The 20,098-nt window shown below is 56.7% G+C and carries 19 protein-coding genes and 1 pseudogene; 13 read left to right on the top strand and 7 right to left on the bottom strand.

Annotation, left to right across the window (positions count from 1 at the left end; translation table 11 throughout):
- Positions 1-209: 209 nt before the first annotated feature.
- The 7 genes from CWM57_RS05580 to CWM57_RS05550 all read left to right on the top strand — a co-directional run bounded on the left by CWM57_RS05580 (position 210) and on the right by CWM57_RS05550 (position 6,426).
- Positions 210-1,067 carry a MurR/RpiR family transcriptional regulator gene (locus CWM57_RS05580; RefSeq protein WP_074386242.1) on the top strand — a complete coding sequence of 286 codons (858 nt, stop codon included), beginning with the start codon at positions 210-212 and terminating at the stop codon, positions 1,065-1,067.
- A 128-nt stretch (positions 1,068-1,195) separates the two neighbouring features.
- Positions 1,196-2,524, top strand: coding sequence for an aspartate aminotransferase family protein (locus CWM57_RS05575; RefSeq protein WP_100675741.1), 1,329 nt, complete (start codon positions 1,196-1,198; stop codon positions 2,522-2,524).
- Positions 2,521-3,075 carry a carboxymuconolactone decarboxylase family protein gene (locus tag CWM57_RS05570; protein WP_206052721.1) on the top strand — a complete coding sequence of 185 codons (555 nt, stop codon included), beginning with the start codon at positions 2,521-2,523 and terminating at the stop codon, positions 3,073-3,075. The genes CWM57_RS05575 and CWM57_RS05570 overlap by 4 nt, the downstream gene beginning before the upstream one ends.
- A gap of 127 nt (positions 3,076-3,202) precedes the next feature.
- Positions 3,203-3,955, top strand: a complete 753-nt coding sequence (glnH, locus tag CWM57_RS05565; protein ID WP_008807644.1) for a glutamine ABC transporter substrate-binding protein GlnH — start codon at positions 3,203-3,205, stop codon at positions 3,953-3,955.
- A 51-nt stretch (positions 3,956-4,006) separates the two neighbouring features.
- Positions 4,007-4,663: a glutamine ABC transporter permease GlnP gene (gene glnP, locus CWM57_RS05560; protein WP_100631724.1), complete on the top strand. Its 657-nt coding sequence runs from the start codon at positions 4,007-4,009 to the stop codon at positions 4,661-4,663.
- A 2-nt stretch (positions 4,664-4,665) separates the two neighbouring features.
- On the top strand, positions 4,666-5,388 hold the full coding sequence (glnQ, locus tag CWM57_RS05555) for a glutamine ABC transporter ATP-binding protein GlnQ (protein WP_012542105.1): 723 nt from the start codon (positions 4,666-4,668) through the stop codon (positions 5,386-5,388).
- 21 nt (positions 5,389-5,409) lie between these two features.
- Complete coding sequence (locus CWM57_RS05550; protein ID WP_100675740.1) at positions 5,410-6,426, top strand: C45 family autoproteolytic acyltransferase/hydolase; 1,017 nt, start codon at positions 5,410-5,412, stop codon at positions 6,424-6,426.
- Here CWM57_RS05550 and CWM57_RS05545 read toward each other — a convergent pair.
- Positions 6,423-7,613, bottom strand: a complete 1,191-nt coding sequence (locus CWM57_RS05545) for an MFS transporter (RefSeq protein ID WP_100675739.1) — start codon at positions 7,611-7,613, stop codon at positions 6,423-6,425. The two genes, CWM57_RS05550 and CWM57_RS05545, sit on opposite strands and share 4 nt — an antisense overlap.
- Positions 7,614-7,788: 175 nt before the next feature.
- On the opposite strand from CWM57_RS05545, the gene CWM57_RS05540 reads away from it, so the two are divergent.
- The gene (locus CWM57_RS05540) at positions 7,789-8,670 is read left to right on the top strand and encodes a LysR family transcriptional regulator (RefSeq protein ID WP_048267775.1); all 882 of its coding nucleotides are present in this window, start codon (positions 7,789-7,791) and stop codon (positions 8,668-8,670) included.
- A 9-nt stretch (positions 8,671-8,679) separates the two neighbouring features.
- On the opposite strand, the gene CWM57_RS05535 is transcribed toward CWM57_RS05540, so the two are convergent.
- Entirely contained in the window at positions 8,680-9,732 is a 1,053-nt protein-coding gene (locus CWM57_RS05535; RefSeq protein WP_100675738.1) for an SDR family oxidoreductase, read from the bottom strand.
- A 97-nt stretch (positions 9,733-9,829) separates the two neighbouring features.
- Between CWM57_RS05535 and CWM57_RS05530 the strand changes: the two are divergent.
- Together CWM57_RS05530 and CWM57_RS05525 are read left to right on the top strand one after the other, a co-directional pair.
- A pseudogene (locus CWM57_RS05530) lies at positions 9,830-10,705 on the top strand (LysR family transcriptional regulator); the annotation flags it as partial.
- A 116-nt stretch (positions 10,706-10,821) separates the two neighbouring features.
- Positions 10,822-11,133, top strand: a complete 312-nt coding sequence (locus CWM57_RS05525; protein ID WP_029884489.1) for a hypothetical protein — start codon at positions 10,822-10,824, stop codon at positions 11,131-11,133.
- Between the two features lie 121 nt (positions 11,134-11,254).
- On the opposite strand, the gene CWM57_RS05520 is transcribed toward CWM57_RS05525, so the two are convergent.
- Entirely contained in the window at positions 11,255-11,737 is a 483-nt protein-coding gene (locus CWM57_RS05520; RefSeq protein WP_074386236.1) for a glutathione peroxidase, read from the bottom strand.
- A 158-nt stretch (positions 11,738-11,895) separates the two neighbouring features.
- On the opposite strand from CWM57_RS05520, the gene CWM57_RS05515 reads away from it, so the two are divergent.
- Entirely contained in the window at positions 11,896-12,456 is a 561-nt protein-coding gene (locus CWM57_RS05515) for a hypothetical protein (RefSeq protein ID WP_100675737.1), read from the top strand.
- A gap of 45 nt (positions 12,457-12,501) precedes the next feature.
- Here the strand turns inward: CWM57_RS05515 and CWM57_RS05510 are convergent, their stop codons facing one another.
- On the bottom strand, positions 12,502-13,785 hold the full coding sequence (locus CWM57_RS05510; RefSeq protein WP_012968476.1) for a YeaH/YhbH family protein: 1,284 nt from the start codon (positions 13,783-13,785) through the stop codon (positions 12,502-12,504).
- An 85-nt stretch (positions 13,786-13,870) separates the two neighbouring features.
- Complete coding sequence (yeaG, locus tag CWM57_RS05505; protein WP_008807632.1) at positions 13,871-15,805, bottom strand: protein kinase YeaG; 1,935 nt, start codon at positions 15,803-15,805, stop codon at positions 13,871-13,873.
- A 416-nt stretch (positions 15,806-16,221) separates the two neighbouring features.
- Here yeaG and CWM57_RS05500 point away from each other — a divergent pair, with 416 nt between their 5' ends.
- Together CWM57_RS05500 and CWM57_RS05495 are read left to right on the top strand one after the other, a co-directional pair.
- The gene (locus CWM57_RS05500) at positions 16,222-16,968 is read left to right on the top strand and encodes a MipA/OmpV family protein (protein ID WP_100675736.1); all 747 of its coding nucleotides are present in this window, start codon (positions 16,222-16,224) and stop codon (positions 16,966-16,968) included.
- A 94-nt stretch (positions 16,969-17,062) separates the two neighbouring features.
- Positions 17,063-17,914, top strand: coding sequence for an aldo/keto reductase (locus tag CWM57_RS05495; protein WP_413773440.1), 852 nt, complete (start codon positions 17,063-17,065; stop codon positions 17,912-17,914).
- Between the two features lie 55 nt (positions 17,915-17,969).
- On the opposite strand, the gene CWM57_RS05490 is transcribed toward CWM57_RS05495, so the two are convergent.
- Positions 17,970-18,854 (bottom strand): D-hexose-6-phosphate mutarotase, encoded by an 885-nt coding sequence (locus CWM57_RS05490; protein WP_074386233.1) that lies wholly within the window; start codon positions 18,852-18,854, stop codon positions 17,970-17,972.
- A 74-nt stretch (positions 18,855-18,928) separates the two neighbouring features.
- Positions 18,929-19,924 carry a glyceraldehyde-3-phosphate dehydrogenase gene (gene gapA / locus CWM57_RS05485; RefSeq protein ID WP_061154949.1) on the bottom strand — a complete coding sequence of 332 codons (996 nt, stop codon included), beginning with the start codon at positions 19,922-19,924 and terminating at the stop codon, positions 18,929-18,931.
- Positions 19,925-20,098 lie beyond the last annotated feature (174 nt).

Raw genomic sequence — 20,098 nt, 5'->3', positions numbered from 1 at the left:
TGAACAGGGCTTTGATGTGCAACGCCCCCTGATAAGAGCATACCTTTTCCCACCGGCCAGTGACATTCCTCTTGCGCCATATTTGAAGTAAAGCACGCCAGCAACGAGAAGGGGGGACGGATGTGACCCGCGAGGTCGTTAGCCACCTATAGAGTCTTGATCTCAAATATGATTAGATAGCTTTCACTTAAAACCAGTAAGTAGCTGCCATGAATCTCAGGGAAAAAATCATTAATGAATTCGGCGGGTTGTCGCCCGAGCTGCAACGCGCCGCCGAGTTCTCACTGCAAAATGCCAGCCAACTGGTGGTGTTATCGATGCGTGCCTTCGCGGCGGAAGCCGGGGTAAAACCGGCGACGCTGCTGCGTCTGGCGCAGCGGCTGGGTTACCGCGGCTGGAGCGAGCTGAAAAGCGATTTCATTGACGACCTGGGGCTGCGCAATGATACGTACGTATCAAAAGCGGAAAAAATGATGGCCCGCGGCACGCAAACGCAGCTGTATAAAGAGGTTTTTCAGGCGCATCAGGCGAATCTGACCTTTACGCAAAACGAAAATGCGCAGGAGATGGAGCAGGCGGTGACCTTGCTCGATAGCGCGGAGAATGTCTATATCTGCGGATTCCGCGCCAGCTTTCCGATCGCGTGGTCGCTGTTTTATGTCTATCGACTGTTCAACCGGCAGGTATCGTTAATCGACGGCCTGGCCAGCAATATCGAAGTTTTCACCCGCGAACTGACCAGCCGGGATTGCGTCTTACTCACCAGCTTTGCTCCCTATTCACGCGAATCACTGGATGTTTTACAGGCAGCCCGGCAGGCAGGGGCGAAGATCCTCGCCATCACCGACTCGCCGGTTTCCCCTTTAGCGCAGGCGGCAGACTGCACGCTGCTGTTTTCCATCGACAGTCCATCATTTTTCCCTTCCGTGGTCTCCGGCATGGGGCTGGCAGAGTGTTTACTGGCGATGCTGGTGGTGCGCCACGGCCGTGAGGCGGTGAGTAAAATTGAAAGTGCCGAACGCTATCTTATCGATTCTGGCGCCTATGTGATCCCCGGTAAATCCTGATAAATGATTCAAATGTATCTGGTATAAGAATAACGGATGCATTCATATCTTTATTTCGTTGACGTGATCCAAATGGATCCTGCAAGATACGCTCAATTAATGTAGCGGATTCAGGAGCAGAACCCAGTATGAGTCATGTCATTCACCGCAGCCTGCGTAGCACGCCGATCGTGGCCTCCCGTGCCCAGGGGGCCTATATCTTTGATGCCCAGGGAAAACCGTATCTTGATGCCTGCTGCGGGGCGGCGGTTTCCTGCCTCGGACACGCACACCCTGATGTGCTGGCGGCGATGCACCGCCAGATCGATCAGCTGGCCTATGCGCATACCAGTTTCTTTACCAGTGATGTCGTAGAGCAGCTGGCCGACCATCTCACCCGCACGGCACCCGGCGAGCTTAACTATGCCTACTTTGTCTCGGGCGGATCCGAGGCAATAGAGACGGCGCTGAAGATGGCGCGGCAGTACTTTGTGGAGATCGGCCAGCCATCGCGCACCCGATTTATCGCCCGTAAACAGAGCTATCACGGCAATACGCTGGGCGCGCTGGCGGTGGGCGGTAACGAATGGCGCCGTCGCCAGTTTGCCCCCTTATTAATGGATGTTATCCGCGTCTCAGCCTGCAATGAGTACCGCGATCGCCGGGCTGACGAGACCCAGCAACAGTATACCGAACGTCTGCTTAATGAGCTGGAGCAAGCCATCCTTGAGGCCGGCCCGGAAACGATTATCGGTTTCTGTGCGGAAACCGTGGTGGGGGCGACGACGGGGGCCACGCCGCCGACGCCGGGCTATCTGAAGGGGGTGCGCCGCCTGTGCGATAAATACGGCATCCTGTATATCGCCGATGAGGTCATGTGCGGTATGGGGCGGACCGGGACGCTGCACGCGTTTGAACAAGACGACGTGGTGCCTGATTTAGTGACCATCGCCAAGGGGCTCGGCGGGGGTTATCAGCCGATTGGGGCGGTACTGGCGAGTGAGACCATTGTTTCCGCGCTGAAGGCGGGCAGCGGGTTGTTCCAGCATGGCCACACTTACATTTGTCATGCTACCGCCGCGTCGGCAGCTCTGGCGGTGCAGCAGGTGATTGCGCGCGATAATTTACTGGCTGCCGTCAAACAGCAGGGCGCCTATCTGCAACAGGCCCTGCGCGAGGTGCTGGGTGAGTTACCGCATGTCGGCGATACGCGCGGGCGCGGCCTGTTTGCCGGCGTCGAGCTGGTGCGCGATAAAGACAACAAAACCCCGTTCGATCCTGCCCTGAAGCTGCATGCTGCGATCAAAGCAAATTGTATGGCGCGTGGGTTGATGGTCTACCCCATGGGCGGCACGATCGATGGTCAGTATGGCGATCACATCCTGATCGCGCCGCCGTTTATCATCACCCCGGCGCAGATCGACTTTGTGGTCGATACGCTGAACAGCGTGATCCGCGAAGAGACGGGAAAATTATGATCAATCGTTTACCGCCCCTGGCGGAACAGGAATGGGACGAGCAGCAACGTCAGTTAGCGGAAGAGATCATCAATGGGCCGCGCGGCGCCTTACTGCCGCCTTTTGAGCCGCTGCTGCGTAGTCCCGAGCTGATGGCGCATGCCCAGCGTATGGGGGAGTATTTACGTTATCGCAGCGCGCTGGGTCAGCGTCTTTCTGAACTGGCGATTTTGCTGACCGCACGGCACTGGTCACAGCCGGTAGAGTGGGCGATCCATGCGCCTATAGCACGTGAGAAGGGCATCTCTGCCGCGGCGGTGCGGGCGATTAAGCAACAGCGTTTGCCAGACGATCTCCGGCCCGATGAGCAGGTGATCTATGACTTCTGTCAGCAACTGCATCAACAGCAAAAGGTGAGTGATAGCACCTGGCAACAAGCCGTTGATTTATGGGGTGAGAAGGGCGTGGTGGATCTGATTGGGATAAACGGTTATTACAGTTTTCTCTCCATGGTGATGAACAGCGCCCAGACGCCCGTACCGGATACCACCGATTCTCTATTTTCTGAATAAGTTAGCCTTTTCATTCGGGCGCATAATAATGCGCCCTGCATATCAAGTGTTGTTATTGGTTCTTCCGGCGATATATATCGCAGGCTGATATTCGTTGCATGCCATTTCATTGACGCTGAGGGTAATTATGACTGGACTATTTAATAAATTAAAACTGACGCTGGCTTTGGTTATTTGTTCTGCCAGTTTTGTGACAGCAGCCCAGGACAAAATAACGGTGGGCGTGGATACCGCTTTTGTCCCTTTTGAATTTAAACAAGGTGATAAATATGTCGGCTTTGATATCGATTTGTGGGACGCTATCGCAAAGAAAATGCATATCAGCTACGAATTAAGGCCGATGGATTTCGGCGGCCTCATCCCCGGACTGCAGTCGCGTAATCTGGACGTGGCGATGGCCGGCATAACCATTACCGATGCGCGTAAACAGGTCGTGGATTTCAGTGATGGGTATTATAATGCCGACCTGTTAATAGCCGTGAAAAGTACTGATAATTCCATTGCCAAATTCAGTGATTTGACCGGGAAAAAAGTTGGCCTTAAGCAGGGGACGGCGGCGGCCAGCTTTATGAAAAGCAAATATAAAGCGAATTATATCGAGTTCCCGAACATCGATAACGCCTACCTTGATCTGCAGGCCGGCAATCTCGATGCCGTCGTTCACGATTCGCCGAATGTCCTTTACTACGTGAAGACGGCGGGTAATGGCAAGGTCAAATCCACCGGTGAGACGGACAGCATTCTGCCACAGCAATATGGGTTTGCGATGCAGAAAAACAGCAGCCTGACGCCAAAAGTGAACCAGGCTCTGCAGGCGCTGCGTGCCGATGGTACCTACGACAAGATTTACGTTAAATGGTTTGCTAAGCAGCCGAAATAACCCTGCCAGGTCGGAGCGATCCGGCCTCATTTCTTCTTGACGGGTAGAATGATGAATTTTGACAGTCGCTATATTTGGGATGCTTTACCGCTGCTGATGCAGGGCTTGCAGCTGACGCTGATTATATCTTTGTCCGGTTTGTTAGGTGGGTTAGTCATTGGCTTGCTGGCGGGTACCTGCCGCGCATTAGGGGGTAAAATATCAAAAACGGTATCGCTGGTGTTTGTGGAATTAATTCGTGGAACGCCGATCATGGTGCAGGTGATGTTTATCTACTTCGCCCTGCCGATGGTGTTGCCGGTGCGTATTGACCCGGTTCCTGCCGCTATTATCACCATTGTGATTAACTCCGGTGCTTATATTGCCGAGATCACCCGGGGCGCGATTCTGTCGATCAATAAAGGTTTTAAAGAAGCCAGCCTGGCGATGGGGTTATCGCCACGCAGCACCCTATTACATGTCATTATGCCGCTGGCTTTTCGGCGAATGATCCCGGCATTAGGCAATCAGTGGATTATCAGTATAAAAGATACATCGCTATTTATTGTGATTGGCGTGGCAGAATTAACCCGCCAGGGACAAGAGATTATTGCCGGTAACTTTCGGGCGCTGGAGGTGTGGACGGCGGTGGCGATGATTTATCTGTTTTTGACATTGTGTCTGAGCTTCCTGCTGAAACAACTTGAGAAAAGGATCCATATTTTATGAGCATGGTTGAATTTAGCGCGGTGGCGAAAAACTTCGGCGCCACTCAGGTGCTGCACGATATCAATTTAAAGATTGAAGCGGGCGAGGTGGTGGTGATCATTGGCCCCTCCGGCTCGGGAAAATCGACCCTGTTACGCTGCATTAACAAACTGGAGGAGATCTCCTCGGGAACGCTGCTGGTGGCGGGCATGCATATTACGGATCCGCACGCGAATGAGTGTGATATTCGCCGCGAAGCCGGTATGGTGTTTCAACAATTTCATTTGTTCCCGCATCTGACCGCCCTTGAGAATGTCATGTTCGGTCCGGTTCGCGTGCGTAAGCAGAGTAAGGCCGCGGCGCGGGAGCAGGCGCTGGCGTTGCTGGACCGCGTGGGTCTGCGTGAACGCGCCAACCACTATCCGGCAGAGCTCTCAGGGGGGCAGCAGCAACGCGTGGCGATAGCTCGTGCCCTGGCGGTAAAACCCAAAATGATGTTATTTGATGAACCAACATCCGCCCTCGATCCCGAACTGCGGCATGAGGTGTTAAAGGTCATGCGCTCGCTGGCCGAAGAGGGCATGACGATGGTGATTGTGACCCATGAGATTGGCTTTGCCAGAGAGGTGGCTTCCCGGTTGATCTTTATTGATGGCGGCACCATTGCCGAAGATGGTTCACCTGAGGTGCTGCTCACTGCCAGCAGCAATCCGCGTCTGCAAGAGTTTTTGCAACACGTATCCTGAACATAAGTGAATGATGACAATATGAAAACAATCGCAATCCGTGGTTCCGCCTATGCGGTGGGTCAGCAGCTTGGCGCGTTTGGTCGTGAGGCCTGGCATACTAAAATCAGGCAAACAGCGCTGTGGCAAACCGTAACCGCCATGAAAACGGCGGAACAAACCCAGCGCATGCGCGCAGCCGTCCAGGCTCAGTTCCCGCTGATCTGGCAGGAACTGGAGGGCATGGCGGAGGGGCTGCAGGCGCCGGTGGATGAGGTGTTTGCCTGGAACTGTCGCGGCGATCTGGTGCGTTCGACGTCAGATGGCTGCACTACCCTGGCGGGGATAAGCGCTGAGGGCGAGTTAATTATTGCGCATAATGAAGATGGCTTCCCGCAGCTGCGCGGTGACTGCGCCATCGTCCACGTGACACCGGATGTGGGCCTCGCCTTCACCAGCTTCGCCTACCCCGGCTCCCTGTGCGGGCATACCTTCGCGGTGAATGAGAAGGGGATAGTCAATACGGTCAACAATATTCGTGCCGTGCATCGTCCGGAGGGTATGCCGCGCCAGATTCTGGCCCGCGCATCGCTGAATGCCACCACGTTAGATGACGCCATTACCCTGCTGACCGCGACACCGCGCGCGGGCGCGTTTCACCACACGCTGGGCCAAATGGGCGATAGCCGTCTGTTTAGCGTTGAAGCTACCGGCTCCGGCAGCTCAGTGCGCCAGCTGACCACCACCTTTGGGCATGCCAACCATCTGATCCATCCCCAGCTTGAGACCATTGAACAGATCGTGACCGGGAGCTCCGGCTCACGCCAGCAGCGCCTGGACGCGTGGCTGGCGACGAACCCGTCGCTGGATGGGGTAACAGCGAAAGCGATGCTCTCCGACCAGCATGATCCGCTGTTACCGATTTACCGGCTGTCTGCGGAAGATCCGGATGACGAAAATACGCTGGCGACGGCCATTTTTACCCTGAGCACGACCCGGGTCGCGTGGCAGGTCTTCACCCTGGATCGTGAAAACGCGGTTTTACAGGGCAGCCTTTAGCGGTCCGAGGGCGCTTTCAGCAGGGCGATCAGCAGCGTACTGCACGCCATGATCCCCGCCGCCAGCCACGCCATGCCTGACAAGCCCGCGGTGGCGATCAGCTGGCCGCCGACAAGCGCTCCGGTGCCGATGGCGGCATTAAAAATAGCCACGTAAATGGCTGACGCCGGCTGGGCGACCGCGCCTGCGCTGCGCAGCAGCCAGGTCTGTAAGCCGACGAACACAATCGCGATACCGGCGCCCCACAGGGCTAACAGCAGCCCGCTAAAACAGAAAGGCAGGGGCGCAAGTCGTCCGGTGCCGAGGATCGCCAGCGCGCCCCCGCTCAGCAGCAGTGAAGCAAAAATAAGCCCCTTCAGATGACGATCGATAAGCTTACCGGCGATAACGTTACCCACCAGCCCGGAAACCCCTGATAACAGCAGCAGGCCGGAGAGGGCGGTCGCGGGTACTCCCTGCAGTGTTATCAGCAGCGGTTCAACATAGGTGAAGGCGGCAAAGTGAGCGGTAATGATGCAGGCTGTGGCGCCATAAAGGCCGCAGAGCAGCGGATTACGAAAGATCTCGCGATAAACACCTAGCCTGACCGGGGTGGACGCGGCCAGCGCGGGCAGCGTCGAGCATAGCACTGCCGCTGCGGCCAGTGACAACAGGGCCACCGCCAAAAACGCGTGTCGCCAGCCCGCCAGGGTGGCGATAAAGCTCGCCAGCGGTACCCCCACCACGCTGGCCGCCGACACGCCGCCAAAAATGATTGCCGTAGCCAGCCCCAGCCGGCGCGGCGGGACCAGCTGCGCGGCGACGATGCCAATTAAGGCCCAGAAGGCGCCATGCGCCAGGGCGCCAATCATGCGGGCGCTCATCAGGGCGAACATGGAATAAGACCGGGTCGCGGCGAGGCAGGAAAGCGCCAGGGTCAGCATGAGCCCGACCAGCAGCGCCTTGCGTGAAATACGCGCCGGCATCGCGCCGGAAAGCAGGGCCGCCAGGGCGCCCACCCAGCCGTAGGCGGTGACGGCAAGGCCCATGCCGGATTCCGTCTGGTGAAAATCCGCCGCCAGGGCGCTGAGCATGCCCACCGGAGCCAGTTCGCTGGTGACGATCGAAAAGGCGCAGATCCCGAGCGCAATGACGGCTATCCAGACGCGCGTCGGGGTTGGGTTAAGGGGTAAAGTAATCTCTTTCATGTCAGGCGTATCCTAAGAAGAGGGAAGTCGCGCATGGTGCACGGACGTTCAGGTGAGGAGAGAATTGGCGATCGGATGGCCAGTTTGTCTCCGCGAGTGGCGTGCAGTATCATCCCTGCGAAAATGATAAAAAAGAGCAGAAAACGGAGATCCGTTTTCCATAAATGGAAAAGAGATGACGGCAGAGTTTAACTGGGACGATGCGCGCATATTCCTCGCCATCGCCCGGGCGGGAACGCTAAGCGGCGCCGCCGACAAGATGAACATGGGGATTGCCACGGTGTCCCGCAGGCTGGATCGGCTGGAACAGTCGCTGAAGGTCCCGCTTTTTAGCCGCCATCAGAGCGGCTATCGCCTGACCGACGATGGCGAAGCCCTGCTCGCGCGGGCGGAGGCGCTGGAATACGCAGGCCTGGCGTTCGGCGAGGCGGCGCAACTGCAGGGGCATGTCGCCGGGGTTGTCCGCCTGGCTACCTCGGATAACCTGGCCACGCATTTTATTTTGCCGTCCCTGAAAGGGCTCCTGGACCACTATCCTGACCTGCGGGTGGAGGTGCTGAGCGGTGTGCAGCCGGTGAACCTGCACCGTCGGGATGCCGATCTGGCGATCCGCATGGTTAAGCCTGACGCCGGGCATTTGACCTTAAAGCGGCTGGGGACGGTGGGGTTTGGCGTCTATGGCGCCGCCGGCTATCTGGCCGGTGCGGACGGCCTGTCGCTGAGCGAGGCGGACTTTGTGGGGTGGCCGGAGACTCACCAGCACCTGCCGGCCGCCCAATGGATCACGCGCACCCTGCGAGGGCGACCGTGTAAAGTCGAAGCCAATACGCTCGTGGCCCAGGTTTCCGCGGTATCAGCGGGACTTGGACTGGGCGTCCTGCCGCACTTTATGGCGCGGGCCAACGGGCTGCAGTGCCTGCAGCCGGAGATCGGTGCGGATCAGACACTTTGGCTGGTGATGCATTCCGACCTGGCCGGGTCCAGACGCGTGCGGGTTATCGCCGACCATCTCATCACCCTCTTTGCGGACCATCAAGATCGGCTGGCGTTGCCCTGACGCTAACGCTCAGGGGATCACCCGCGCCGTTCTCAGCTGCGAAAACAGGCTGAAAAACATCTCGTCTGTGGCCTGCATCCGCTGGAAGCCAGCCCGGCGCAGTTTACTGCCATCGCCAAACATGTCGTACTGCCAGCCGAACACGAAATCGGCAAACTGACCGTCGCTCAGGCGCAGAATATCCGTTTCCACCAGCCGCTCTGCGGCCAGCTCGCGCCAGACGGCACGGTAGTCACTGAATAACTGATGAAATGAGAGCCTGACCGGCGGGGCGCATTCCAGTTCAAACCACTGCGCGATGCGCGGCCACAGCTCGCACCAGCGCCAGATATCACCATTATTGACGTTGAAGGCCTCGTTTTCGCCCGCCGGTGAGGTGGCGGCCCACAGCGTGGCCTCCGCCAGCAGGTCGGCGTCAGTATGATCGACAATGCTGTGCCAGGTGGTTAACGTGCCGGGAAAGCGCAGCGGTAAACCCAGAGCTTTGCACAGTGACGCGTACAGCGCGATGCTTAACGCAAGATTCATGGCGTTACCCGGCACCGGGCTGCCCACCACGCCGGGCCTGATAGCGCTCCAGTGCCAGGTTTTGCCTTGTTGAAAGTGGCGGAGCCACGCAAGTTGAGCGGCGTTAAATTCAGCCCCGGGTACGCCGGGGTCGCTTTCCCGCGCCGGGGTTTTAAAGGGGCCAAGATGGGCGCCATACACTTTATACCCCTGCATCAGGCTGACCGTCTGCAGCGGGGCGTTTTGTTCGACGTGGCTGACCAGATGACGCAGCATGGTAACGTTCGGTTCCACCATTTCGCTCCAGTTTCCGGCATTCATCCAGGCACTGTAAAAAATGTGGGTCACGGTGGACAGCGGCTGGAGCGCTTGCGCACTGTGCCGGGCATCGCGTAAATCGACGTGAATCATCGGGATCGCCTCCGGTTGCGACGGGGCGCGGTGGCTGAGGCCGATAACCTCCCATCCACGATGTAACAGGGTGTTGACCAGCTGGCGACCAACGATGCCGCTGCTGCCAGCGACCAGTGCGACCTGAGAGGATGTCTTGTTCATGGTGTTTCTCCTGGGAAGGTGACCGACACAGTGTGCTAGATTATTTTTTTGCCACCTATCCCATGAAACGGATGACACTTATCAGCAGAATCATGAAATGAATAATAAGCTCATCGCCATCGCCACCTTTCTGCGCGTTGCCGAAGCCGGCTCATTTTCCGCAGCCGCCCGGCAACTCGGGATGAAGCAATCTGCCGTCAGTCAGCAAATCGCCGCGCTCGAACAGGAGCTTGGCGTGGTATTACTCCATCGTACGACGCGGGCCATGATGCTCACTGAACAGGGTGAACATTACCGGCGTGATATGCAGCGGGTGCTGAACGCCATGCAGGAGGCGGAAAGGCGGCTCAACCCGGCGGAGCCTCAGTTTCAGGGGCGGGTGCATGTCCAGTTGCCAAGCGGTCTTGGCAGTCTTCTGCTGCCGCATCTGCTGGCGCTGCAAAAACAGTATCCTGAACTGCACCTGATGCTGTCGCTCGACGATCGGATCGCCGATCTGGTTACCGAAGGGGTGGATGTGGCGCTGCGTCTCGGCCATGAGCCGCCGCCATCCCATGCTGCGCGGGTTCTGGCGCGGATTGAAACGGCGCTCTTTGCGGCACCAGGTCATTACGCCGTCCAGTCCGTGGACGACCTGGCGGAGTATCCACACGTTCGGTTTAGCGGCATCCCGCTTGATGCTCCGCTGCGGATAATTTCCGCAGACGAGACGAGAGACGTGCAGGTTAAGACCGTTTTTCGGGCCAACACCAGCGATGCGCTGTTGCAGGCGCTGGAATCCGGTATCGGCATCGGAGGGATGCAGCGACCGCTGGCGGCCAGGGCCCTCAGGGCTGGAAGGCTGGTGCCGATCCTGGCTGACTGGCGATTACCGGACCGCTTCCTGTATGCCGTCTATCCCGATGCGCGTTTTATTCCGCCGCGGGTCAGAAGCGTGATCGCTTTGATTGAGGCGCGACTGCCGGAGATAACCGCGGGGGCAGAGGGCGAGGTGCCACCGGATTCAGAGCCGTGCGCGGTATCTCGACGCTCCCCTACAGGTGGTTTCTGATGTTAAGGTGAGACGTTTATTACCACAGGAGAATGCAAATGATTGTCAGGACCTGGCACGGCTGTGTGCCATTGCAACATGCCGAGGGGTTTGCCCGCCACCTTGAGCTGACCGGCGTGGAACACGCCCGGGGTATCCCCGGCAACAGAGGCGCGCTGGTGCGCCAGGAAAACCAGGGCGAATGGGCGCATTTCTTTCTCGCCACCTACTGGCAGGATCTTGCGGCGGTCAAAGCCTTCGCAGGCGAAGACTATCACGTCGCGGTCACCTATCCGGACGACGACGCATTCGAACTCCTCTCCGACCCCTACGTGTTTCAGCATGAAGTTGAGGCCGTGTCGCCGCTGTAGGCTGATGACCGGGCAGGAGGAAGATTGGCCAGCAACAGACGGTTGCTGGCTGCGTGCGATCGACTTCTACCTTGCATGGGCAGCCAGTCACCGGTGGGTGAACGTGGCAAGACGGGAACACTCAGCGCGTGAGGGCCGCGACAATGGCGTCCTCCATTTTCTCCGGCGTCGTGAACGGCGCAAAACGCGTGAGGGGTGTGCCGTCGCGAGCGATGAGGAACTTGGTGAAATTCCACTTGATCCGTCCGCCGAGCACGCCGGGCAACGCGTGTTTCAGATAACGAAACAGCGGGTGTGCGGCGGGGCCGTTGACGTCCACTTTCGCAAACATCGGGAAGCTCACGCCGTAGTTAACGTGACAGGTCTGCTCAATTTCATCCGCGCCGCCGGGTTCCTGCTTACCAAACTGGTTGCAGGGGAAACCAAGCACTACCAGCCCCTGAGCCGCGTACTTTTTGTAGAGCGCTTCCAGGCCAGCGTATTGCGGTGTGAAGCCACAATGGCTGGCCGTATTCACCACCAGAACCACCTTGCCAGCATAGTCAGACATGGAGAGGGGCTGGCCGCGCAGGCGGGTAGCCGTCAATTGGTAAAAAGGGGGCATAGCAGGCTCCTGAGAGTAGAAACAGTTCAACGCTGACGATCGCGCGAATGTTTGAAGCAGATTAGGCAGTTATGATACACAGGGTTAGGGATTTGTACCTGGAGTGTTAAAAAAACGCCAGATGTCATAGAGAAAATCGCGAACAGGAACGGCTGAAAATGATGAAATATGTCTTATCGCTGGTGGTGGCAATGCTCGCAGGATGTACCAGCACGCCAAACTTACCGCCTACGGATACTATTGTGGCGGTGAAACCCTCAGCGTCCGGTATTGTCGCCAGCTCAGCGAAATACAGTTACCGCTTTGTCCGTGACGGTGTGCCTCAGGAATATCAGCGTTATCAGACCTTTTATGAACGCTTTCACCAACAGGCTTCCGGCGTGCGGGTTAACTTTGTCGTGGAACAACATGAGGTGACGGCGGAATATCTGGTGGTGATGGATCAGCGCAAACTGGATGCCGGGCAGCATAGCGAGCTGGTGAATCAGTATCATGCGGTGCAGATTGATAACGATCGCCTCGGGGTGTTGTTTAAAGCGACAGGATTTTGGACTGCATCGGATGCGTCAGATCTGGCCGCCGCCTACCAGCTAGCGCACCCCGTTGTGGTATCAATCAATGATAAGACCAAAACGATTAGCTCGCTTGGCGCCGTCGCCCTGGCTCCGTTGTTTCCGTTTTACATGATGTATGGATGTGCCATCGGGCCTTGTGTCTGAGGAAAACAGCCAGCAAGTCACTCGACTCACTGGCTGAGTATTTAATTAAGCTTCACTTTTAGATGACTGCTTGTGAAACAGTTCGCGGAATACCGGGTAGATATCTTCCTGGTCACGAATATGCTGCATGGCGAAATTATCAAAGGTCGCCTGCAGATGTTCATACTCGCGCCACAGGGTTTGATGCGCCCGGCGGGTAATTTCGATGTAGCTGTAATAACGCACCACCGGCAGAATTTTCTTCGCCAGCAGTTCGTGGCACAGCGGGGAGTCATCGGCCCAGTTGTCGCCATCCGACGCCTGGGCGGCGTAGATGTTCCACTGCGCCGGGTCATAACGGGCCTGCACCACTTCATCCATCAGCTTCAGGGCGCTGGAGACGATGGTGCCGCCGGTTTCCTGAGAATAGAAGAATTCGTGTTCATCCACCTCTTTTGCCTGGGTATGGTGGCGGATATAGACCACATCGACGTTTTTATAGGTCCGGCTGAGGAACAGATACAGCAGGATATAAAAGCGCTTGGCCATGTCTTTGGTGGCCTGGTCCATCGAGCCTGAGACGTCCATCAGACAGAACATCACTGCCTGGCTGGAGGGCTCCGGCCGTTTTTCGTAATTTTTGTAGCGCAAGTCAAAGGTGTCGATAAACGGCACCCGTTCAATTTTGGCGCGCAGCTCGGCAATCTCTTTGCGCAGGCGTTCCTCCTCCAGCAGCTGCACCGGTTCGCTGCGGCTGATGGTCTCCAGATCCTCCTCCAGGGCGCGCAGTTCACGGCGCTTGCCAGCGGTCATCGCCGTACGCCGGGCCAGCGAGTTCTGCAGCGAACGCACCACGCTGATGTTGGCTGGCACCCCATTCGAGGTAAAGCCCGCGCGATGGGTTTTAAACTCGTTCAACTGCCGGTGCTGATTCTTCTTCAGGTTCGGCAGGGCGAGATCTTCAAATAACAGATCCAGGTACTCATCTTTCGAAATCTGGAAGACAAACTCATCCTTCCCTTCGCCGTCGGCGCTGGCTTGCCCCTGACCGCCGCCACCGCCGCCTCCACCTCCCTGCGGTCGCTCAATCCGGTCGTTTTGCACAAAATGGTCGTTGCCCGGGTGGACGCGGTTGCGCAGGCCGCCGCGACCCTGATGAAACATCGGCTCGTTGATATCGTCCGTCGGGATCGAGACGGATTCTCCGCTCTCAATATCGGTCACCGAGCGCTTGTTGATAGCCTCGGAAATCGACTGTTTAATCTGCGCCTTATAACGGCGCAAAAAGCGCTGGCGATTGACGGCGCTTTTGTTTTTCCCGTTCAGGCGTCGGTCTATGAACCAGGTCATATGCCCTCCTGTACTGCATTAGCCAACTTTGCTTATCATCATTCAGCTGCAGTTGACCCGGCGGCGTGCCGCCGGGCTTGACGCATCAGGACGATTTACGAACCCGCAGGTACCACTCGCAGAGCAGGCGAACCTGTTTGCGGGTGTAGCCTTTTTCCATCATGCGGTCGACAAAGTCGTCGTGTTTTTTCTGCTCATCGGTTGATGTTTTGGCATTAAACGAAATGACCGGCAACAGCTCCTCGGTATTAGAGAACATTTTCTTCTCGATAACCGTGCGCAGTTTCTCGTAGCTGGTCCAGTTCGGATTACGTCCGCTGTTGTTGGCTCTGGCGCGCAGCACAAAGTTGACGATTTCGTTACGGAAGTCTTTCGGGTTGCTGATCCCGGCCGGCTTCTCAATTTTCTCCAGCTCCGCATTCAACGACTCACGGTCAAACAGCTGCCCGGTGTCCGGATCGCGATACTCCTGATCCTGGATCCAGAAGTCGGCGTAGGTGACATAGCGATCGAAAATGTTCTGCCCGTACTCGGAGTAGGATTCCAGGTAAGCGGTCTGGATCTCTTTGCCGATAAACTCGGCGTATTTCGGGATCAGATAGCCTTTGAGGAACTCCAGGTAGCGCTCGGCGTTCTCCTGTGGGAACTGTTCGCGCTCAATCTGCTGCTCCAGGACATAGAACAGATGCACCGGGTTGGCGGCCACCTCGACATGGTCGAAGTTAAACACCCGTGACAGGATCTTAAAGGCAAAACGGGTGGAGAGCCCGTTCATCCCTTCATCCACCCCGGCGTAATCGCGATACTCCTGATAGGATTTCGCTTTCGGGTCGGTATCTTTCAGGCTTTCGCCATCATAGACCCGCATTTTCGAGTAGATGCTTGAGTTTTCCGGCTCTTTCAGACGCGACAGAATCGAGAAGCGCGCCAACGTTTCCAGGGTGCCCGGGGCGCACGGCGCGTGGGTCAGCTCGCTGCTGTTGAGCAATTTTTCATAGATGCGGATCTCTTCAGAGATACGCAGGCAATAAGGCACCTTGACGATATAGACGCGGTCGAGGAAGGCCTCATTGTTCTTGTTATTACGGAAGGTCACCCATTCCGATTCGTTGGAGTGGGCGAGGATTATCCCGTTAAACGGCAGGGCAGAGATCCCTTCGGTCCCGTTGTAGTTCCCTTCCTGGGTGGCGGTCAGCAGCGGATGTAGCACCTTAATCGGCGCTTTAAACATCTCGACGAATTCCATAATCCCCTGGTTGGCACGGCACAACGCACCGGAGTAGCCATAAGCGTCCGGGTCGTTTTGCGCATAGTGTTCCAGTTTACGGATATCCACTTTACCCACCAGCGCCGAAATATCCTGGTTGTTTTCATCACCGGGTTCGGTTTTGGCGATGGCGACCTGCTCGAGAATCGATGGCCAGACTTTGACCACGCGGAATTTCGTGATATCGCCGCCAAACTCGTGCAGGCGCTTGGCCGCCCACGGCGACATGATGGTGCCGAGGTAGCGGGTGGGCACGCCATACTCTTTCTGAAGGATCTGGGCATCCTCCTGCGGATTAAACAGGCACAGCGGGTGATCGTTGACCGGGCTACGCTCGCCGTTGGCGCTCAGCACATAGATGGGCACGCGCTGCATCAACGCTTTCAGCCGTTCAGCCAGCGACGATTTACCACCGCCCACCGGCCCCAGCAGATAGAGGATCTGTTTCTTCTCTTCCAGCCCCTGGGCGGCATGCTTGAGATAGGAAACGATCTGCTCAATGGCGTCTTCCATACCGTAAAACTCTTCAAAGGCCGGATAGCGTGCGATGACCCGGTTTGAAAAGAGACGGGATAGCCGCGGCTCGAGAGCCGTATCAACCATGACGGGTTCACCAATGGCCATCAACAGACGTTCTGCCGCATTGGCATAGGCACTGCGATCTTGCCGGCAGATGGTAAGAAACTCCTGCAGTGTGAACTCTTCGTCCTTGGCAGCTTCATAGCGCTGGCGATAGTGATCGAATATATTCATGGCATGCCGTCCTTTCGTTTTTTAGCACAGGTTGAGAGCCGTTCATATGAGTAGTGGGGGCCCCCGGAAGACATAAGCTGAACGTCGCTCTCCAGATATCCAGCAACCCTTATGCCAGGTTGCGGGTGGAGTAGCGTGAATGTGCCCTGCAATTACACCTTCTAAATTTAAGCGTAGATGCATTTAGAAATCTTGCATGCCGCAGAAAATCAATTTCAATGACATATCAATAACTCATCCTGAAAATGACGCTTTTTGACACGCCAGGACGCGAAGCTGTCACCGGGCTGTCACCTCATGGTAAGAGAAGGGTGGGAAAGTGAACGATTTGTGTCATGTCGGGTAAAGAATTTGAGGCATGAGGCCTACGACGGTAAACTGCACGGGCTGATAATTTGACAACGGGAATATGGATTGTGACTAAAATCAAACTTCTGGCACTCGGCGTGCTGATTGCGACGTCCGCCAGCGCGGCGCATGCCGACGGGAAGTTCACTCTTGGGGCTGGCGTAGGCATCGTCGAGCATCCGTATAAGCAATATGATGCGGATGTCTACCCGGTGCCGGTCATTAGTTATGAGAGCGATAACTTCTGGTTCCACGGTCTGGGCGGGGGCTACTACCTGTGGAACGACACCAACGATAAGCTGTCAATAACGGCCTACTGGTCGCCGATGTACTTCAAGCCGGGCGACAGCGACAGCGCGCAAATGCGTCAACTGGATAAACGTAAATCGACCGTGATGGCCGGTCTGTCTTATGTCCACAACACGCCCTATGGTTTCCTGCGCACGACGATTGCAGGCGATACGCTGGATAACAGTAATGGTATCAACTGGGATCTCGCCTGGCTGTACCGCTACACCAACGGTAACCTGACGCTGACGCCGGGCATTGGCGTGGAGTGGAACAGCGACAATCAGAACGAATACTACTATGGTGTCTCGCAGCATGAGTCCCGTCGCAGCGGCATGCGCAGCTACGATCCGGACAGCAGCTGGAACCCGTATCTGGAGCTGTCGGCTAACTATCGCTTCCTCGGCGACTGGAGCGTATACGGCATTGCACGCTATACCCGTCTGTCGGATGAAATTACCGACAGCTCGATGGTGGACAAATCCTGGAGCGGCCTGATCTCAACCGGGATCACCTACACCTTCTGATTGTGCATCATTACAGTGCGCTTTATGCATCAAAACAGGGCTTCACGCCCTGTTTTGCTTTATGGTGGTGCAGAAAGCTAAAGAGGAGGAGACGGTGAAAAAAACAGTACGCTTTGGCGAGCAGGCGGCGGTTCCGGCCATCGGGCTGGGCACGTGGTATATGGGCGAAAACAGCGCCCAGCGTCCGCAGGAAGTGGCTGCACTGCGCGCGGGCATCGACCACGGACTGACGGTGATCGATACGGCGGAAATGTATGCCGACGGTGGGGCGGAAGAGGTCGTCGGGCAGGCGATCCGCGGCCTGCGCGATCGCGTGGTGCTGGTGTCCAAAGTCTATCCCTGGCACGCCGGCGGAACGGCGATGCGTCGCGCCTGTGAAAACAGCCTGCGCCGGCTGCAGACCGACTATCTCGATATGTATCTCCTGCACTGGCGCGGGGATATCCCGCTGCAGGAGACGGTCGAGGCGATGGAGAGGCTGGTGGCCGAGGGCAAGATCCGCCGCTGGGGCGTCTCTAATCTGGACACCGATGATATGCAGGCGCTGTGGCGGACGGCGGGTGGCGAACGCTGCGCGACTAACCAGGTACTCTATCATCTCGCATCGCGGGGCATTGAATACGATCTCTTGCCCTGGTGCCAGCAGCACACTCTGCCGGTGATGGCCTACTGCCCGCTGGCGCAGGCGGGGCGCTTACGCGATGGACTTTTTCAGCATAGCGATATCATTAATATGGCTAACGCGCGGGGGGTGACAGTCGCGCAGCTGCTGCTCGCCTGGGTGATTCGTCATCCCGGAGTGCTGGCGATCCCGAAAGCGGCCAGTATTGAGCATGTGGTGCAGAATGCAGCCGCGCTCGATATCGTCCTCAGTGCGGAGGAGCTCGCGCAGCTGGATCGCCTCTATCCGCCACCGCAGCGAAAAGCCCGGCTGGATATGGTTTAATCAGCGCCTCAGCCAGCGAAGAAAAAAGCCCCGTCTGAAACGGGGCTTTTTGCTGTTAGCGTTTTTTCAGGCTGATGGTCTGCGCCAGGCGAGAGGGGGTCTCTTCGCTGGCTTTCTGCGGCTGGGTCACGCAGCAGGTTTCGACGCAAACGAAGGTTTTGTAACCATCGTCCGGCATGTCGCCCATGCTGACGGACAGCGCCGGGCCCGGGTTCCAGGCCACCACGTTGTGCTGATGATGGTGCACGACGTCGATAGTGCGATTAAGCGCATCGTCATGGATCACGCTGCAGCTGTCGGCGTTGAGATAGACGCGGTCGGTGCGGTCCGGGAAGGTCTGCACGCCATTGCTCAGGACGCCTTCTTCGGCATTCTTCACTTTATCGATATAGCGCTCGCCAAGACCGCTCACTTTCACCGCCGCGATATCGCCGACGTTGAAGTAGGTATGCAGGGCAGAGGTGGTCTCGAATTCACCGTGGGCTTCCAGCTCGATTTCGCAGGTCTTGCCCAGCTTAAAGCGGGCATAGAGGGTGAATTCGTGCGGCCAGAGCTTCATGGTTTCGGCGCTGTGCTGGAGCGCAAAGGTCAACATGACGCCGCTGTCGTCTTCGTCATGACCTTCCAGGGTCCATGGCAGATTGCGGGCAAAGCCGTGCGACGGCAGACCCTGCTGCGAAGAAGGACCAAACCAGGGCCAGCAAATCGGCACGCCGCCGCGCAGGGCGACGCCCTGTTTAAACGGGGTGTTGTTGCTCAGCCACAGGACTTCTTCTTCACCGGCGGGTTTCCAGGAGAGCAGGTGCGCCCCCTGCAGCGCCACAGAGGCTTTCACCTGCGGATGGTCGATGACAATCAGCTCCAGGTCGTCCAGCTGGCGACGGGAGATCACGGGAGAAATGGTTTCATTCACCGGGAGAGCAAAAATTTTATTTATCATTGTGCAATCCTATCTCTGCAGACAAAAAAAAGAGCGACCGAAGTCGCTCTTACAGATTACTTTTTCATCTCAACTTATTTGGAGATGTGAGCAATCAGGTCCAGAACTTTGTTGGAGTAGCCAGTTTCGTTGTCGTACCAGGAAACCAGTTTCACGAAGTTGTCGTTCAGTGCGATACCTGCTTTAGCATCGAACACGGAAGTGCAAATTTCGCCGTTGAAGTCGGTAGAAACAACGTCGTCTTCGGTGTAACCCAGAACGCCTTTCATTGCGCCTTCAGAAGCGGCTTTGATGGCTTTCTTGATTTCTTCGTAGGACGCTGCTTTTTCCAGACGAACGGTCAGGTCAACAACGGATACGTTCGGAGTCGGAACGCGGAACGCCATACCGGTCAGTTTGCCGTTCAGTTCTGGCAGTACTTTACCTACTGCTTTAGCAGCACCGGTAGAGGACGGGATGATGTTCTGAGCTGCGCCGCGGCCGCCGCGCCAGTCTTTGTGAGACGGGCCATCAACGGTTTTCTGAGTAGCGGTGGTAGCGTGGACGGTGGTCATCAGGCCTTCAACGATACCGAAGTTGTCGTTGATAACTTTAGCCAGCGGTGCCAGGCAGTTGGTGGTGCAGGAAGCGTTGGAAACGATGTCCTGGCCAGCGTAAGTTTCGAAGTTAGCGCCGCGAACGAACATCGGAGTGTTGTCTTTGGACGGGCCAGTCAGAACGACTTTTTTCGCGCCAGCGGTGATGTGTTTACGAGCGGTTTCGTCGGTCAGGAAGATACCGGTTGCTTCAGCAACAACGTCAACACCAACTTCGTCCCACTTCAGGTTAGCCGGGTCACGTTCAGCGGTAACACGGATTTTTTTACCGTTAACGACCAGATGACCGTCTTTCACTTCAACGGTACCGTCGAAACGACCGTGAGTGGAGTCATACTTCAGCATGTAAGCCATGTACTCTGCGTCTAACAGGTCGTTGATTGCAACGATCTCGATGTCAGAACGTTTCTGAGCAGCACGGAAAACAATGCGACCGATACGGCCAAAACCGTTGATACCTACTTTGATAGTCATATATTCCACCAGCTATTTGTTAGTGAATAAAAGGTTGCCTGTAAAATTACAAAAACCTTACGCAGCGTCAAGCGGAATCGTGTCAATCATTGCGACAAATCAATCCTGAGCAGACCTTGCGCGATTGATTTGCCTCACTCTCCCTTTGAGCCCAATTCCATATGGGGGCTGCGC

This window comes from Klebsiella sp. G-Nf4 (genome assembly GCF_002810615.1).
In the GTDB taxonomy this organism is placed as follows: domain Bacteria; phylum Pseudomonadota; class Gammaproteobacteria; order Enterobacterales; family Enterobacteriaceae; genus Klebsiella; species Klebsiella variicola.
This window is presented reverse-complemented; position numbering and strand designations above follow the sequence as displayed.